At 73.0% G+C, this 14,973-nt stretch carries 16 protein-coding genes; 10 read left to right on the forward strand and 6 right to left on the reverse strand.

Annotated elements, in window-relative coordinates:
* Positions 1–16: 16 nt before the first annotated feature.
* The 6 genes from ACIRS4_RS11295 (at position 17) to ACIRS4_RS11320 (ending at position 6,849) form a co-directional block, all read left to right on the forward strand.
* Complete coding sequence (locus ACIRS4_RS11295; protein WP_404193323.1) at positions 17–1,261, forward strand: MFS transporter; 1,245 nt, start codon at positions 17–19, stop codon at positions 1,259–1,261.
* Positions 1,262–1,405: 144 nt separating this feature from the next.
* Positions 1,406–2,083 carry a hypothetical protein gene (locus tag ACIRS4_RS11300; protein WP_404193325.1) on the forward strand — a complete coding sequence of 226 codons (678 nt, stop codon included), beginning with the start codon at positions 1,406–1,408 and terminating at the stop codon, positions 2,081–2,083.
* A complete protein-coding gene (locus tag ACIRS4_RS11305) occupies positions 2,070–2,735 on the forward strand; it encodes a class F sortase (RefSeq protein WP_404193327.1) in 666 nt (221 codons plus the stop codon). Before ACIRS4_RS11300 ends, ACIRS4_RS11305 begins: the two co-directional genes overlap by 14 nt.
* Positions 2,736–2,921: 186 nt before the next feature.
* Positions 2,922–4,310: an aldehyde dehydrogenase family protein gene (locus ACIRS4_RS11310; RefSeq protein WP_404193330.1), complete on the forward strand. Its 1,389-nt coding sequence runs from the start codon at positions 2,922–2,924 to the stop codon at positions 4,308–4,310.
* Positions 4,311–4,321: 11 nt separating this feature from the next.
* On the forward strand, positions 4,322–5,401 hold the full coding sequence (locus tag ACIRS4_RS11315; RefSeq protein ID WP_404193332.1) for a Zn-dependent alcohol dehydrogenase: 1,080 nt from the start codon (positions 4,322–4,324) through the stop codon (positions 5,399–5,401).
* 125 nt (positions 5,402–5,526) lie between these two features.
* Positions 5,527–6,849, forward strand: a complete 1,323-nt coding sequence (locus ACIRS4_RS11320) for an MFS transporter (RefSeq protein ID WP_404193335.1) — start codon at positions 5,527–5,529, stop codon at positions 6,847–6,849.
* On the opposite strand, the gene ACIRS4_RS11325 is transcribed toward ACIRS4_RS11320, so the two are convergent.
* From ACIRS4_RS11325 to ACIRS4_RS11335, 3 genes are all read right to left on the reverse strand, one after another.
* Complete coding sequence (locus tag ACIRS4_RS11325) at positions 6,841–7,803, reverse strand: DMT family transporter (RefSeq protein WP_404193337.1); 963 nt, start codon at positions 7,801–7,803, stop codon at positions 6,841–6,843. The two genes, ACIRS4_RS11320 and ACIRS4_RS11325, sit on opposite strands and share 9 nt — an antisense overlap.
* A gap of 67 nt (positions 7,804–7,870) precedes the next feature.
* A complete protein-coding gene (locus tag ACIRS4_RS11330; RefSeq protein WP_404193340.1) occupies positions 7,871–8,581 on the reverse strand; it encodes an ArsR/SmtB family transcription factor in 711 nt (236 codons plus the stop codon).
* 58 nt (positions 8,582–8,639) lie between these two features.
* Positions 8,640–9,281, reverse strand: a complete 642-nt coding sequence (locus ACIRS4_RS11335) for a TetR/AcrR family transcriptional regulator (protein WP_404193343.1) — start codon at positions 9,279–9,281, stop codon at positions 8,640–8,642.
* Between the two features lie 62 nt (positions 9,282–9,343).
* On the opposite strand from ACIRS4_RS11335, the gene ACIRS4_RS11340 reads away from it, so the two are divergent.
* The 3 genes from ACIRS4_RS11340 (at position 9,344) to ACIRS4_RS11350 (ending at position 11,610) form a co-directional block, all read left to right on the forward strand.
* Positions 9,344–10,495: an acyl-CoA dehydrogenase family protein gene (locus ACIRS4_RS11340; protein WP_404193346.1), complete on the forward strand. Its 1,152-nt coding sequence runs from the start codon at positions 9,344–9,346 to the stop codon at positions 10,493–10,495.
* Between the two features lie 58 nt (positions 10,496–10,553).
* The gene (locus ACIRS4_RS11345) at positions 10,554–10,841 is read left to right on the forward strand and encodes a YiaA/YiaB family inner membrane protein (protein ID WP_404193349.1); all 288 of its coding nucleotides are present in this window, start codon (positions 10,554–10,556) and stop codon (positions 10,839–10,841) included.
* Between the two features lie 142 nt (positions 10,842–10,983).
* Positions 10,984–11,610 carry a TetR/AcrR family transcriptional regulator gene (locus tag ACIRS4_RS11350; protein WP_404193351.1) on the forward strand — a complete coding sequence of 209 codons (627 nt, stop codon included), beginning with the start codon at positions 10,984–10,986 and terminating at the stop codon, positions 11,608–11,610.
* A 52-nt stretch (positions 11,611–11,662) separates the two neighbouring features.
* On the opposite strand, the gene ACIRS4_RS11355 is transcribed toward ACIRS4_RS11350, so the two are convergent.
* Entirely contained in the window at positions 11,663–12,124 is a 462-nt protein-coding gene (locus tag ACIRS4_RS11355; RefSeq protein ID WP_130444119.1) for a MaoC family dehydratase, read from the reverse strand.
* Positions 12,125–12,240: 116 nt separating this feature from the next.
* On the opposite strand from ACIRS4_RS11355, the gene soxR reads away from it, so the two are divergent.
* A complete protein-coding gene (gene soxR, locus ACIRS4_RS11360; protein WP_404193354.1) occupies positions 12,241–12,717 on the forward strand; it encodes a redox-sensitive transcriptional activator SoxR in 477 nt (158 codons plus the stop codon).
* 215 nt (positions 12,718–12,932) lie between these two features.
* Here the strand turns inward: soxR and ACIRS4_RS11365 are convergent, their stop codons facing one another.
* Positions 12,933–14,009, reverse strand: a complete 1,077-nt coding sequence (locus ACIRS4_RS11365) for an RNA ligase (ATP) (RefSeq protein ID WP_404193357.1) — start codon at positions 14,007–14,009, stop codon at positions 12,933–12,935.
* 236 nt (positions 14,010–14,245) lie between these two features.
* Entirely contained in the window at positions 14,246–14,848 is a 603-nt protein-coding gene (locus ACIRS4_RS11370) for a hypothetical protein (protein WP_404193360.1), read from the reverse strand.
* Between the last annotated feature and the right edge of the window lie 125 nt (positions 14,849–14,973).

Raw genomic sequence — 14,973 nt, forward strand, 5'->3', positions numbered from 1 at the left:
CTCGGGAGGAAGAACCATGGGGCCCGGTGGGAACCGCGGCTGGCTGCTCCGCCTCGTCATCGCCTTCGGCTTCGCGCAGGGGGCGGTGTCGATGGCCCGGCCCGCCGTCTCCTACCGGGCCCTCGCGTTGGGCGCGGACGAGCGGGCGGTGGGCGTCATCGCCGGTGTGTACGCGCTGCTTCCGCTGTTCTTCGCGGTCCCGCTGGGCCGCCGCACCGACCACGGCCGGTGCGCGCCGCTGCTGCCGGTCGGCGTGGTCCTCATCGCGGGCGGCTGCGCGCTGAGCGGCGTCGCCGGCTCGCTCGCGACGATGGCCCTGTGGAGCGGGGTGATGGGCCTCGGGCATCTCTGCTTCGTCATCGGCGCGCAGTCGCTGGTCGCCCGTCAGTCCGCCCCGCACGAACAGGACCGCAACTTCGGCCACTTCACCATCGGGGCGTCCCTCGGGCAGCTGGCCGGACCGATCGCGGCGGGCGCTCTGATCGGCGGCCACGACATGGCCCGCACCAGTGCGCTCGCCCTGCTCGTCGCGGGCGCGGGGGCCGCCGTCGCGTTCACGTCGCTGTGGCGCATCGAGCGGCGTGACACCGTGGCCGCCTCCCGCGCCGAGCGCGGGGACCGGGTGCCGGTGGGCCGGATCCTGCGCGCCCGGGGGGTGCCCGGGGGCATCCTCGTCAGCCTGTCGGTGCTGTCGGCGACGGACATCCTCACCGCCTATCTGCCGGTGGTGGGCGAGCAGCGCGGTATCGCCCCGACCGTCGTCGGCCTGCTGCTCAGTCTGCGCGCCGCGGCGAGCATCGCCTGCAGGCTGGTGCTCACCCCGCTGCTGCGGCTGCTCGGCCGGCGGGCGCTGCTCACGGTGACCTGTCTGCTGGCGGCGCTGCTGTGCGCGGGGGTCGCGCTGCCGACGCCGGTGTGGGGGCTGGCCGTGATGCTCGCGGTGCTGGGGTTCTGTCTCGGGGTGGGTCAGCCGTTGTCGATGACGACGGTGGTGCAGGCCGCGCCGGAGGGGGCGCGTTCCACGGCGCTGGCGCTGCGGTTGACCGGGAACCGCCTGGGGCAGGTGGCCGCGCCGGCCGGCGCGGGGCTGATCGCGGGCGCGGCGGGGGTCGCGGCGCCGTTCGTGATGCTCGGGGGGCTGCTGCTGCTGTCCTCGGGGGTTGCCCTGCGGTCGGCCGCGGCGGAGGCGCCGGACCCGGGGGACGGGGAGGCGGCCCGAGCGGCTCGCGCGGCGGAGGATGGACGCGCGGCGCGGCGTTGACGGCCGGCCGGGCCCGATTGGGCCGGGCGGGGGAAATGTGACGGTGTGTCGGGGGCGAGTCGGGGGGTGGCGGGGCTCGGGTGTGAAAGAGAGTCAGGTGAAAGCGCGATTTGTATGAAAATCGTCTGACTCGGAGGAACGTCCATGTCCAGCATGATGCTCCCGTCCGCGGCCGGCACCCGCCTCGGCGTCACGGCCCTCGCGGTGCTCGGCGCCGCCGGGGCCACCTGGCTCGCGGCCCCCACCGCCGCCGCCGCGCCCGGAGACGGCGCCGACATCAGGATCCACAGCGAGCGTGCGCCCCACGGAGTGTCGAAGGACGACCCCGTGGTCTGCCGCTTCTACCTCGACGCCGTCAACTTCGGCGAGGTGACGACCGTCGCCTACACCATCGAGGCGCAGCCCCCGCTGCCCACCGCCGCGACGGTCACCGGCAGCATCACCCTCGCCGGCGGCGCCGGTCACACCGACACGCTGGGCCTGGCCGACGGCCAGTACCGGCTCACCTGGACCGTCGTCGGCGGCACCGGCCCGCGCGAGAAGGTCTTCCGGGTCGACTGCGAGGAGGAGCGCAAGCACTCCGGCAACAACGGGCCGCAGGCCGACCGGGGCCAGGACCCCGCGAGCCCCATCTCGGACGGCGGCCAGGGCGGACACTCCTCCGGCGGGCCCAAGGGCGGCGTCCACGCCGGCGGCGGCGGTCTGTTCGACACCATGCAGGCGTACACCCCGCTGAGCGCGGCCGCCGCCGTGGGAGCGGCCGTCGTCGGTGGCGCCGCGTACGTCCGGATGTCCCGTCGTCGCTCGCATGGTGCCGCGTAGGCGCCGACGCAGGCCCTGGTACCGGACCCGCGTCTACCGCCTCGCCAGGACGGCCGTCATCGCGGCCGTCCTGGTGACGGCGGGGGTCCAGTGCGACGGCCCCTCGCAGCCGGCCGCCCCGGCAGCGGGGGGCGACGCGCGTCCCGAGGCCGGGGGGTCCGGGGCGGACGACTCGACGCCCCCGCCCCGCCCGCTCCCCAGGTCCCGGGCCACCACCCTGCGTGTGCCCTCCCTCGGAATCGACGCCCCGGTCGTCCCCCTGCGGCTCGGTCCCGGTCGGGAACTGGGGACCCCGCCGCTCGACCGGCCCAAGGTCGTCGGCTGGTACGCGGACGGTCCCGGTCCCGGCGAGCGGGGCACCGCCGTCGTCGTCGGCCACCGTGACACCAAGACCGGCGCCGCCGTCTTCGCCGCCCTGCACCGCGTCAAGGCCGGCCGGCGCATCGAGGCCCGGCGCGCCGACGGACGCACCGCCGTCTACACCGTCGACCGGGTGAGGATCTTCGACAAGTCCCGCTTCCCCGACAAGGAGGTCTACGGTCCCCGTAAGCGCCCCGAGCTGCGGCTGCTCACCTGCGGCGGCCTCTTCGACCGTAAGAACGGCTACTCCAGCAACGTCGTCGTCTTCGCCCATCTGACGGCCACCCGCTGATCTGTCCCCTCCGGTCCGCTGTCCCCTCCGCTCCGCTGTTTCCCCCCCGTCCCGTTCCCTGTCCTGTGCCCCGTTCGTGTCCCGCTCGTGTCACCGTGAGGCGTCGCACCCGGGCGCCTCTGGCGCCCAAAAACTATCGACGCTAGTTTAGGGCGCGAACGACGAGGACCGCCCGGAGGGAACACGATGAAGGCACACGACGGCATCTATCTCGACGGCGCCTGGCGCCCCGCCGCAGGCCAGGACGTGATCGAGGTCGTCGACCCGGCCGACGAGCAGGTGATCGCCACGGTCCCGGCGGGCGTCGCCGAGGACGTCGACGCCGCCGTGCGGGCCGCGCGCGCCGCCCTCCCGGCCTGGGCCGCGACCCCACCGGCCGAACGGGCCGCGCGCCTGGCCGCCCTGCGGGACGCGCTGGCCGCCCGCAAGGACGAGATCGCCGAGACCGTCACCGCCGAACTCGGCTCCCCGCCGGCCTTCTCCCAGGCCGTCCACGCCGGCCTCCCGATCGCGGTCGCCGGCTCCTACGCCGAACTGGCCGCCGCCCACCCCTTCGAGGAGAAGGTCGGCAACTCGACCGTCTTCCACGAGCCGATCGGCGTGGTCGGCGCCATCACCCCCTGGAACTACCCGCTCCACCAGATCGTCGCCAAGGTCGCCCCCGCCCTGGCGGCGGGCTGCACCGTCGTCCTGAAGCCTGCCGAGGACACCCCGCTCACCGCCCAGCTCTTCGCCGAGGCGGTCGACGAGGCCGGCGTCCCCGCCGGTGTGTTCAATCTCGTCACCGGCCTCGGCCCGGTCGCCGGAGCGGCCCTCGCCGAGCACCCGGACGTCGACCTGGTCTCCTTCACCGGATCCACCGCCGTCGGCCGCCGGATCGCCGCCACGGCCGGCGCGGCGGTCAAGAAGGTCGCCCTGGAACTCGGCGGCAAGTCGGCCAACGTCATCCTCCCGAGCGCCGACCTGGCCAAGGCCGTCAACGTCGGCGTCGCCAACGTCATGTCCAACTCCGGCCAGACGTGCAGCGCCTGGACCCGCATGCTCGTCCACCGCGACCACTACGACGAGGCCGTCGAGCTGGCCGCGGCCGCCGCCGCCAAGTACGGCGACCGCATCGGCCCGCTCGTCAACGCCGAGCAGCGCGAGCGCGTGGTCGGTTACATCGAGCAGGGCGTCGCCGAAGGGGCCAGGCTGGTCGCCGGCGGGCCCGGATCCCCGCGCGAGCGCGGCTACTTCGTCAGCCCCACCGTCCTCGCCGACGTCACGCCCGAGATGACCGTCGCCCAGGAGGAGATCTTCGGCCCGGTCCTGTCGATCCTGTCCTACGAGGACGAGGAGGACGCTCTGCGCATCGCCAACGGCACGGTCTACGGCCTCGCCGGCGCGGTCTGGGCCGGCGACGAGGCGGAGGCGGTCGCCTTCGCCCGCCGGATGGACACCGGGCAGGTCGACATCAACGGCGGCCGCTTCAACCCGCTCGCGCCCTTCGGCGGTTACAAGCAGTCCGGCGTCGGCCGCGAACTCGGCGCGCACGGCCTCGCCGAGTACCTCCAGACCAAGTCCCTCCAGTTCTGAGGAGCGCTCACATGGTCCGCGCAGCTGTTCTGCCCGCCGTGGGCGCACCCCTGGAGATCACCGAGATCCACCTTCCGGACCCCGGCCCCGGACAGGTCCGCGTGCGGCTCGCCGCCGCCGGCGTCTGCCACTCCGACCTCTCCCTGTTCGACGGCACCATGCGGGTGCCGGTCCCCGCCGTCCTCGGTCACGAGGGAGCGGGGACGGTCGTCGCCGTCGGCGAAGGAGTCGCGCACCTCGCGCCCGGAGACGGTGTCGTCCTCAACTGGGCCCCCTCCTGCGGCGGCTGTCACGCCTGCTCGCTCGGTGAGGTCTGGCTGTGCGCCAACGCCCTCAACGGCGCCGCCGAGGTCCACGCCCGTACCGCCGACGGCACCGATCTGCACCCCGGCCTCAACGTCGCCGCGTTCGCGCAGGAGACGGTCGTGCCGGCGAGCTGCGTGCTCCCCCTCCCGGAGGGCATCCCGCTCACGGACGCGGCCCTGCTGGGCTGCGCGGTCCTCACCGGCTACGGCGCCGTCCACCACTCGGCGCGGGTGCGGCCCGGGGAGACCGTCGCGGTCCACGGCGTCGGGGGCGTGGGCCTCGCCGCGATCCAGGCGGCCCGTATCGCGGGGGCCGCGAAGATCGTCGCGGTCGACGTCTCCCCGCAGAAGGAGGAGTTGGCGAGGGCCGCCGGAGCCACCGACTACGTGGTGGCCTCCGACACCACGGCCCGCGCCATCAGGGGCCTGACGGGCAAACAGGGAGTCGACGTGGCCGTCGAGTGCGTGGGCCGCGCGAGCACCATTCGCGCGGCCTGGGACTGCACCCGGCGCGGCGGGCGTACCACGGTCGTCGGCATCGGCGGCAAGGACCAGCAGGTCACCTTCAACGCCCTGGAGATCTTCCACTGGGGCAGGACCCTCTCCGGCTGTGTCTACGGCAACTCGAACCCGGCGCAGGACCTGCCGGTGCTGGCCGAGCACGTCCGGGCGGGCCGTCTGGACCTGGGCGCGCTGGTGACCGAACGCATCGCGCTCGAGGGGATTCCGGCGGCCTTCGCCAACATGCTCGCGGGCAAGGGTGGCAGGGCACTGGTGGTGTTCTGAGCCCGAGTTGCCCGGAGTGCCCCACGGGTGCTCCGGGCAACCTTCGCACCCGACCGTTGACCCCATACCGTCCGGTCAGTATGTTCCCGGGAACGTCCCCACCGCACCCACCGGAGTGTGCACGCATGGACACGTTCCCCACTGATCGACCCGCCACCGTGACCGCCGCGTCGACCCCCCATCGCCGCCGTGTGGCCACCGCCGCCGCCCTCGCCTCCGCCGTCGAGTGGTACGACTACTTCGTCTTCGGCATCGCGGCCGCCCTCGTCCTCGGCGACCTCTACTTCCCGGCGGGCAGCCCCACCGCCGGGGTCCTCGCCTCCTTCGCCACCTTCGCCGTCGGCTTCCTCGCCCGCCCGCTCGGCGGCATCGTCGCCGGCCACCTCGGAGACAAGCGCGGCCGCAAGCCGATGCTGGTCCTCGCGCTCACGCTCATGGGCATCGCCACCACGGGCATCGGCCTGCTGCCGACGTACGACACGATCGGCGTCGCCGCCCCGGTCCTGCTGGTCACCCTGCGCGTCGTCCAGGGGCTCGCGGTCGGCGCCCAATGGGGCGGCGCGATGCTCCTGGCCACCGAGTACGCCCCCGAGGGCAAGCGCGGTGTCTACGGCAGCGTCGTCCAACTCGGCGTCCCCATCGGCGTGGTGACCGCCAACAGTGTGTTCCTGCTGGCCGGCGCCTTCACCACCGACAGCGCCTTCGCCGCCTGGGGCTGGCGGATGCCCTTCCTCGTCGGCCTGTTCGTCCTCGCGCTCGCCTGGTACATCCACACCCGCGTCGAGGAGACGCCCGCGTTCCGGGAGGCGGAGCAGGCGCTCGCCGAGCAGGAGAAGTCGGAGCGCGGCTCGCCCCTGCGCACGGTCCTGCGCGACCACCTCGGCACGGTCCTCCTGGCCGGCGGCTCCTTCGCCGTGAACACCGCGACCTTCTACATCCTCATCACCGGCGTCCTCGACTACACCACCCGCGAACTCGGCATGAACCGCGGCGCCGTCCTCGCCGTCTCGCTCTGCGTCAGCCTCACCCAACTGGTGCTGATCCCGGCCTCCGCCGCGCTGTCCGACCGCGTCGGCCGCATCAGGATCTACGCGTTCGGCGCGGTCGGCATCGCGGTGTGGGCCGTACCGTTGTTCCTGCTGATCGACACCGGGTCACTGCTGTGGCTCGCGGTCGGCACGTTCGTCGCGAGCTGCTTCCTCAGCATCATGTACGGCCCCCAGGCCGCCCTGTTCGCCGAACTGTTCACGCCCGAGATGCGCTACACCGGCGCCTCCCTCGGCTACCAGATCGCCGCCGTGGGCGGCGGCGGACTCGCGCCGTTCGTCATGGTCCTGCTCCTGGAGGCGACGGGCACGTCGATGTCGGTCGCCGCCTACATCGTCGGCCTCTCGGTGATCGCGCTCGTCTCGATCAAGGTCCTGTCCGACAGGGCCCGTTCACGCTGACTCCTCCAGCCGCTCCGGCCGCGGCTCCACCGCCGCGGCCTCGGGCGGCGTCCGCCGGGCCCGCGACCGCGACACCGCGACCCCGGCCAGGCACAGCGCCCCGCCCGTGAGCGTGAGCGGCCCCGGCACCTCACCCAGGGCCAGCCACGACATCAGGACGACCAGTGCGGGCACCGCGTACGTCGTCGCGCCCATGCGGCTGGCGGTCGTACGGGCGAGGGCGTACGCCCAGGTGGTGAAGGCGAGCGCGGTCGGGAAGACGCCCAGGTAGACCATGTTCAGCGTGGCCGACACCGGGGCCTTCGCCGCCTCGCTCACCAACTGCCCGGCGAACGGCAGGCAGAGCACCGCCCCGACCAGACACCCGAACGTCGTGACCTGCAGCGCGCTCGCCCGCCCCAGCGCCGGCTTCTGCGCCACGACTCCGGCGGCGTACGCGATCGCCGCCAGCAGACACAGCACCACCCCGAGCACCGAGGAACCGCCGTCCCCCGACATCGACAACCCCACCGTCACCGCACCGGCGAACGACACCGCCATCCCGGCCAGCAGTCGCGGCGGCATCACGTCACCCAGGAAGCGCGCGCCGAGCAGGGCGATCAGGATCGGCCCGATGTTCACCACCAGGGCCGCCGTTCCCGCGTCGACCTGCTGCTCGCCCCAGTTCAGGACCACCATGTAGAAGCCGAACCAGAGCACCCCCGATATCCCGATCCCGCGCCACGCCGATCGCGGCGGCCACCCCTCCCGCCGTACGGCCCAGATGACCCCCAGAGTCAGCGCCCCGGCGAGCAGCCGCCCGAGCGCCAGTGCGCCGGGTGAGTACGCGGAGCCCGCACTGCGGATCGACACGAAGGCGGATGCCCACAACACCACGGTGACGGCGGCCGCGCCGGCGGCGAGCAGCTCGGTGCGACGGGCGGGGCTGGGTGGGGACGCTGACGTGCTCATCATGCTCCTGAGGCTAGGGGGGAAGTCGGTGGAGGGCACACGTATTTTGGCCGGGGGGCTGACGGCGGCGTCAGTCGAGCGCCGCCGCCCCGATATCCAGCAGCTCGGACAGCGCCCGCTCACCGGTCGCCGTCACCTTCACCGCCCGCTCGGAGCCGATGCGCACGCACCAGCCCGCGTCCAGGGCGTGCCGGCACAGGGCCGCGCCGGCCATGCCGGCGAGATGGGGGCGGCGCTCGGTCCAGTCGAGGCAGGCCCGGGCGAGCGGACGGCGGCTCGAGCGGTCCAAGGCGATGCCGGCGGAGTCGAACCAGTCCACTCCCGCCTCGGTGAGCGCGAACCCCGTGTCCTGGGTGAGCAGTTCACGTACGGTCAGTGCGTCGGTGATCGCGATGCCGAGGCGCCCGGCGAGATGGTCGTAGCAGGTGCGGCCGCGGGCCATCGCCGAGCCGGCGCTCGACTCGCGCAGGCTGCGCGGCCGCCGGCCCGTGCCGGGCCCGAGCTGAGCGGCCAGGTCCTCCACCAGCTGCGCGACCCGCGCGTCGGCGAGCCGTACGTACCGGTGCCGCCCCTGCCGCTCCTCGGCCAGCAGCCCGCCCGCGACCAGCTTGCCCAGGTGCTCGCTCAACGTCGACGCGGCGACGCCCGCGTGCCGCGCCAGCTCGCCGGCGGTCCACGCCCGCCCGTCGAGCAGCGCCAGCAGACACGCGGCCCGTGTCTCGTCGGCGATCAGCCCGGCGAGCCGGGCCAGCCGCGGTGCCTGGGGATCCCTGCTGGTCATGCGTCCAGCATGCGGTACGAACACTTCGGCGCCCGCCGAAGTGTGCGCACGGGAGGGGCTATGCGCTGCGCCGCACCTGCTCGTACTGCTGGGCCAGCCCGTCCAGCATCGCGGTGAGCCCCGTCTCGAAGGCGCGTTCGTCGATCTTCTCCTGCTGGTCGGCCAGCAGATGGGCCTGCCCGAGGTGCGGATAGTCGGCCGGGTCGTACGCGCCGGCGTCGTCGACGAAGCCGCCGGCGAACGAGCCCAGGGCCGAGCCCATGATGAAGTACCGCATCAGCGCGCCGATCGACGTGGCCTGGGCGGGCGGCCAGCCGGCGTCGACCATCGCGCCGTACACCGCGTCCGCGAGCCGCAGCGCGGCCGGACGGCGGCCGGGGCCGCGGGCCAGGACCGGGACGATGTTGGGGTGGTCGCGCAGGGCGGCCCGGTAGGAGAGGGCCCAGTCGTGCAGGGCGGTCCGCCACTCCCGGCCGTCCTCGAACATCGCCAGGTCCACCTGGGCGCTGACCGAGTCGGCGACGGCCTCCAGGATCTCGTCCTTGGTGCGGAAGTGGTTGTAGAGCGAGGGCCCGCTCACGCCCAGCTCGGCGGCGAGCCGCCGGGTGGAGACGGCCGCCAGGCCCTCGGCGTCCACGAGTGCGCGGGCCGTCACGACGATGCGGTCGGTGCTCAGCAAGGGCTTGCGCGGTCGGGCCATGGCGCACATAGTAGGGCGGACACGAGAAACTAGCAGTGCTAATTTAAAGGTGGGTGTCCGTCATGCGTCTGGGGCTCAGCGAGGAGCAGGAGGCCGTCCGGCGGCTCGCCCGGGACTTCGTGGAGCGCGAGATCGCCCCGCACGCCGCCGCCTGGGACCGCGCGGAGGAGGTCGACCGGGGCATCGTGAAGAAGCTCGGCGAGGTCGGCTTCCTGGGGCTGACGATCGACGAGGAGCACGGCGGCTCGGGCGGCGATCACCTCGCGTACTGCCTGGTCACGGAGGAGCTCGGCCGCGGGGACTCCTCGGTGCGCGGGATCGTGTCCGTCTCCCTCGGCCTGGTCGCCAAGACGATCGCGGCCTGGGGGAGCGAGGAGCACAAGCGGCGCTGGCTGCCGGGGCTGACCTCGGGCGCGTTCGTCGGCTGCTTCGGCCTGACCGAGCCGGGCACCGGCTCGGACGCCGGGAACCTCACCACCCGGGCGGTCCGCGACGGCGACGATTACGTCATCGACGGCACGAAGACGTTCATCACCAACGGCACCTGGGCCGACGTCGTGCTGCTCTTCGCGCGCTCCACCGACGCCCCCGGCCACAAGGGCGTCTCCGCCTTCCTCGTGCCCGCCGACGCCCCCGGGCTGACCCGCCGCACCCTGCACGGCAAGCTCGGCCTGCGCGGCCAGGCCACCGCCGAACTGGTGCTGGACGGCGTCCGGGTGCCGGCGTCCGCCCTGCTCGGAGACGAGGGCAAGGGCTTCTCCGTCGCCATGTCGGCCCTCGCCAAGGGGCGGATGTCGGTCGCGGCGGGCTGTGTCGGCATCGCCCAGGCCGCACTGGACGCGGCCGTGGGTTACGCGGGGGAGCGCGAGCAGTTCGGAAAGAGCATCGCCCACCACCAGCTCGTCCAGGAGCTGATCAGCGACATCGCGGTCGACGTGGACGCCGCCCGGCTGCTCACCTGGCGGGTCGCGGACCTGATCGACCGCGGGCGGCCCTTCGCCGTGGAGTCCTCCAAGGCCAAGCTGTTCGCCTCGGAGGCCGCCGTCCGCGCCGCCAACAACGCGCTCCAGGTCTTCGGCGGCTACGGCTACATAGACGAGTACCCGGCGGGCAAACTGCTGCGCGACGCCCGGGTGATGACCCTCTACGAGGGCACCAGCCAGATCCAGAAGCTGCTGATCGGGCGGGCCCTGACCGGGGTCTCGGCGTTCTGAGTACGTGATGAGTACGTGCGCGGATGTGGCGCCTGCCGCGCCGGGCGATGCTGTGGCCATGAGTGACACACCGGTCAAGCAGCAGAGCACCGCCGCGTTCTACGGCCAGGCGGTCGCGTCCTTCGCCGTCGCCATGGCGGCCACGGCCATCGGCATCTTCCGGCTGAACGCCGACGCCTGGGTGCGCGGCTTCCTGGCCATCGCCGTGCTGTACCTGGTCACCTCCGCCTTCACTCTGGCCAAGGTGATCAGGGACCGTCAGGAGGCGGGAGCGATCGTGAGCCGGGTCGACCAGGCGCGGCTGGAGAAGCTGCTCGCGGAGCACGACCCCTTCGAGAAGATCTGAGGGGCGGGCATCGCCTGCCGGAGGCGCCGAATCCGTCTTCGAGGGATTCCCCTGCCCTGAGGGCTTCTGAGCGGCGGCACTAAGCGGCCGCTCAGCTTCAGCGGTATGGTGTAGCTCCGGTAGCGAGAGGGGCGAACCAGCGATGAGTACGGCGGAGGAGACGGCCGGCGGCGACGTCGAGCCGTGGGAAGAGGTCACCCCTGACGCGGCCCGGCGACTGCTCGTCGCCGCCGTGGAGGCCTTCGCCGAGCGCGGCTACCACGCGACCACCACCCGCGACATCGCGGGCCGCGCGGGCATGAGCCCGGCCGCCCTCTACATCCACTACAAGACCAAGGAAGAGCTGCTGCACCGCATCAGCCGCATCGGTCACGACCGCGCGCTGGACATCCTGCGCACGGCCGCGAACGGCGACGGCGACGCGACGCGGCGGCTCGCGGACGCCGTGAGCTCGTTCGTCCGCTGGCACGCGGGGCGGCGTACCACCGCGCGAGTCGTGCAGTACGAGCTGGACGCCCTCGGCCCCGACGCCCGCGCCGAGATCCTCGACCTGCGCCGCCAGGTCGACGCCCAGGTGCGCGGGATCATCGAGGACGGCGTGGCGGACGGCGAGTTCGACGTGCCGGACGTGCACGGCACGACCCTCGCCGTGCTGTCCCTGTGCATCGACGTGGCCCGCTGGTTCAACGTGGACGGCCCGCGCACGCCCGACGAGGTCGGCGCGCTGTACGCCGACCTCGTGCTGCGGATGGTGGGCGCGGCGAAGTGACCGCCGGCGGCGGCCCGTTCGCAGCGCGCCGCCGCTCGCGAGGCAGTCCGCGCTAGAGGTAGTACCGGGACACCGACTCCGCGACGCACGCCGGCTTGTCCCCGCCCTCGCGCTCCACGGAGAACGCGACGGTGAGCTGGACGCCGCCGGGCACCTCGTCCACCGCGGTGATCGTCGCGGTGGCGCGCAGCCGGGAGCCGACCGGGACGGGGGAGGGGAAACGGACCTTGTTCGTACCGTAGTTGACGCCCATCTTCACGTTCTCGACGGAGATCAGCTGCGGCCCGAACAGCGGCAGCAGCGACAGCGTCAGGTACCCGTGCGCGATGGTGGTCCCGAACGGCCCGGCGGCGGCCTTCTCCGGGTCCACGTGGATCCACTGGTGATCGCCGGTGGCCTCGGCGAAGAGGTCGATCCGCTTCTGGTCGACCTCCACCCAGTCCGTGTACCCCAGCTGCTCGCCCACCGCAGCCTTCAGCTCGTCGACGGACGTGAAGATCCTCGGCTCAGCCATGTCCCGGCCTCTCGTGTGATGTCTAAGCGACTGCTTAGCATGGTCGGGGGCGAGGTCGGTGTCAACGGATGGCGGGGGCGGGTCGATCGGTCGGCTCGATCGGTAGGCTCTGCGAAGTGCCCCAGATACCCGAGAAGATCCACGAGCTCACGGTCGGCCAGCTCGCCGCCCGCAGCGGCGCCGCCGTGTCCGCGCTGCACTTCTACGAGTCCAAGGGGCTGATCAGCAGCCGCCGCACACCGGGCAACCAGCGCCGCTACCACCGCGACACGCTTCGGCGCGTGGCCTTCGTGCGGGCCGCTCAGCGGGTGGGCATCCCGCTGGCCACGATCCGCGAGGCCCTCGCCGAACTGCCCGAGGAGCGCACGCCGACCCGTGAGGACTGGGCCCGCCTGTCGCAGACGTGGCGGGCCGAACTCGACGAACGCATACGGCAGCTGAACCGTCTGCGCGACCACCTCACCGACTGCATCGGCTGCGGCTGCCTCTCCCTGAACACCTGCGTCCTCTCCAACCCTAACGACGCCTTCGGCGAACGAGCGGCGGGATCGCGGCTGTTGGCGGAGAAACCCGGGGCGGGAGAGGTGCGGTAGCCACCGAGCGGCGGGGTGGGTGCGGCTTGTCCGTGGCGGTTCGCGCAGTTCCCCGCGCCCCTGGATGGGGCCACTCGCGCAGATCTCTCAGGCCCCCAGCTGCGGGCAGTCGTGCCGCTGGGGCGGCACGGGTGGGCACGGCGGCACCCGGCAGTGCCGGCTCTGCGGCCCACCCCCGCAGGCCGGACCCACGGTCACCTACCCCCGGCGCACCCCTACTCGTACTCCGTCCCACCCTTCCGCGTCAGATACGCCGCGCTCACCGCCTTCGCGATCGCCCGGCCACCGGTCACCGTGCTGTACCGCTCGGCAGCGGGCCGGATCACCACGCCCTCCCGCAGATGCAGCTCCCGCCCGGACACCGTCTCGCGCCCGCTCGCCAGCTCCAGCACTCGCTCGCTGTCGTAAGGACCCTCGAACAGCTGTGGCACCAGCGGCAGTTCGTCGCCCAGCAGCTCGACCGCCTCCCCCGAGTCCAGCCACCGCACCGCGCCGCCGACCTCCACGGAGACGTCGAACGCGGCGTACCCGAGACTCTCCCGCCGCCCGTCCGCGCCGTACGCCAGATCCTGCACGCCCGCCCCGTAGACCTCGCCGAAGATTCCGACCCGCCGCGCGCCGAGCCGCTCGGCGATCCTGGCCGCCGCCTCCGCCACGCCGTGCCCCCGCACGGCACGCCAGTACAGGTTCCGTGGATCCTCCTTCAGCGCCAGCGACTTCCCTCCGAAGCCCTTGGAGGAGACGTACACCCGCTCCCCGTCCGCGACATACGTCAGCAGGCACGCCGACCCGTGCAGCTTCTCCGTCAGCACCACCGGCTCGCCCGGAGCGAAGATGTCCGGATAGCGCTGGATGTTCTCGATGTCGACCCAGGGCAGCAGCTCGGACGCGGCCTCGACCTCACCGTTCATCGTCGGCGGGATCGGCGGCACCCACTTGGTGATGCCCAGCCGCTCCGCGAAGTCGGTCCCCGCCTCGGCCGCCCGCTCCAGGTCGACGTCGGCCAGCGCCTCGGGCCGGCACACGATCCCCTGCGACAGCTCGCCCCGCAGGCGGACCGCCTTGACCCGGTCCGCCTTGCTCCCGGCCAGCCGCCCGGTCAGCCCCAGCTCCTCGATCAGCCCGGCCGGCAGCACCGCCTGCTCGGGGATGTAGAGCGCGGCGTCCCCGGTGCGGTACGCCCCCTTGGCGACGACCGCGCGGTACAGGCCCACCTGGGCCAGTTCGAGGGCGTCGGCGTTGGGGTGTTCATGGACGGTCAGCACTTCGGCGGTGACGCGCAGCGTCGACATGAGGGGCTCCTTCAGGGCCTCAGACGGGTCTCATTCCTCCCGACTGTCCTCATGACAAAGCGCTGGAGCGACCGGATTAGCGACTGGTACCGTCATCCGCCGTTCCGTCGCCCCGCGCCGCCCCCGGCGGAAGAGGGGTGCGCCTCACCCTCGGTGCGCACCCCAGCCGTACACGCGCCGTGCTCCCGGCCGACCCCCGGCTCGTGCCGGCCTCCGGCTCACACCGGCGGCCGGTGTCACGCCGACATCAGCAGCCGTCCCCGCCTCGCGTACGCCAGAGCCTCGGCGGTGAGGACCGGGCGGGGGACGAGTATGCCGCAGTCCGTGCAGACGGGACCGGAGGACGGCTCGTGGTCCAGGTCGTACTTCCACTGGAGCCGCACGCCGCCGCAGACCGGGCAGGCGGAGCCCGGCTCGCGCTCCAGGGCGGCGATCAGCCGACGCAGTACCTCGGCCAGCGGCTCACGGGGATGGACCCGCGGGTCGTCGCACCACGCCACGCCGAAGCCGCCCCAGGTCAGCCGGTGCCAGTCGTCCACGGTGCCCGGCCGGCGCAGCCCGTCGTACTTCTCCTTCCTGCGGCGCTCGGCGAACTCGACCTCGTAGGCCAGCCACACCGCCCGCGCCTCCTCCAACTCGTCCAACGCGGCCACGAGCCGCGCAGGATCGGGGGAGCGGTCCTCGGGGCCGAACCCGGCCCGAGAGCAGAGATGGTCCCAGGTCGCCCTGTGCCCGTAAGGAGCGAACCGCTCCAGGCATTTACGCAGTGAGTAACGCCGCAGCGCCAGATCGCACCGCGCGTCACGCACCTGTCTCGCCAGACTCCGAAAACCGGCCATCGCCTTGCACCTCCGTCACATCTGCACCTGCACTTCGGTCACTTCGGCGTTCGTCGCGCTCGGACTTCGCGCACAGTCCGCGAGGACTCCGCACGGCGTCGCCGAATAGACGTATCGACAAGCGA

This window comes from Streptomyces sp. NPDC101166 (genome assembly GCF_044768125.1).
Taxonomy (GTDB): domain Bacteria; phylum Actinomycetota; class Actinomycetes; order Streptomycetales; family Streptomycetaceae; genus Streptomyces.

What these genes read in the sequence shown, in the direction of transcription:
- ACIRS4_RS11355 (WP_130444119.1), bottom strand. Translation starts at nt 12,124, where the DNA reads ATGGCTGAGCCGAGGATCTTCACGTCCGTCGACGAGCTGAAGGCTGCG.
- ACIRS4_RS11370 (WP_404193360.1), bottom strand. Translation starts at nt 14,848, where the DNA reads ATGGCCGGTTTTCGGAGTCTGGCGAGACAGGTGCGTGACGCGCGGTGC.
- ACIRS4_RS11325 (WP_404193337.1), bottom strand. Translation starts at nt 7,803, where the DNA reads ATGATGAGCACGTCAGCGTCCCCACCCAGCCCCGCCCGTCGCACCGAG.
- ACIRS4_RS11295 (WP_404193323.1), top strand. Translation starts at nt 17, where the DNA reads ATGGGGCCCGGTGGGAACCGCGGCTGGCTGCTCCGCCTCGTCATCGCC.
- ACIRS4_RS11345 (WP_404193349.1), top strand. Translation starts at nt 10,554, where the DNA reads ATGAGTGACACACCGGTCAAGCAGCAGAGCACCGCCGCGTTCTACGGC.
- ACIRS4_RS11315 (WP_404193332.1), top strand. Translation starts at nt 4,322, where the DNA reads ATGGTCCGCGCAGCTGTTCTGCCCGCCGTGGGCGCACCCCTGGAGATC.
- ACIRS4_RS11330 (WP_404193340.1), bottom strand. Translation starts at nt 8,581, where the DNA reads ATGACCAGCAGGGATCCCCAGGCACCGCGGCTGGCCCGGCTCGCCGGG.
- ACIRS4_RS11335 (WP_404193343.1), bottom strand. Translation starts at nt 9,281, where the DNA reads ATGGCCCGACCGCGCAAGCCCTTGCTGAGCACCGACCGCATCGTCGTG.
- ACIRS4_RS11305 (WP_404193327.1), top strand. Translation starts at nt 2,070, where the DNA reads ATGGTGCCGCGTAGGCGCCGACGCAGGCCCTGGTACCGGACCCGCGTC.
- ACIRS4_RS11320 (WP_404193335.1), top strand. Translation starts at nt 5,527, where the DNA reads ATGGACACGTTCCCCACTGATCGACCCGCCACCGTGACCGCCGCGTCG.
- ACIRS4_RS11350 (WP_404193351.1), top strand. Translation starts at nt 10,984, where the DNA reads ATGAGTACGGCGGAGGAGACGGCCGGCGGCGACGTCGAGCCGTGGGAA.
- ACIRS4_RS11310 (WP_404193330.1), top strand. Translation starts at nt 2,922, where the DNA reads ATGAAGGCACACGACGGCATCTATCTCGACGGCGCCTGGCGCCCCGCC.
- ACIRS4_RS11300 (WP_404193325.1), top strand. Translation starts at nt 1,406, where the DNA reads ATGTCCAGCATGATGCTCCCGTCCGCGGCCGGCACCCGCCTCGGCGTC.
- ACIRS4_RS11340 (WP_404193346.1), top strand. Translation starts at nt 9,344, where the DNA reads ATGCGTCTGGGGCTCAGCGAGGAGCAGGAGGCCGTCCGGCGGCTCGCC.
- ACIRS4_RS11365 (WP_404193357.1), bottom strand. Translation starts at nt 14,009, where the DNA reads ATGTCGACGCTGCGCGTCACCGCCGAAGTGCTGACCGTCCATGAACAC.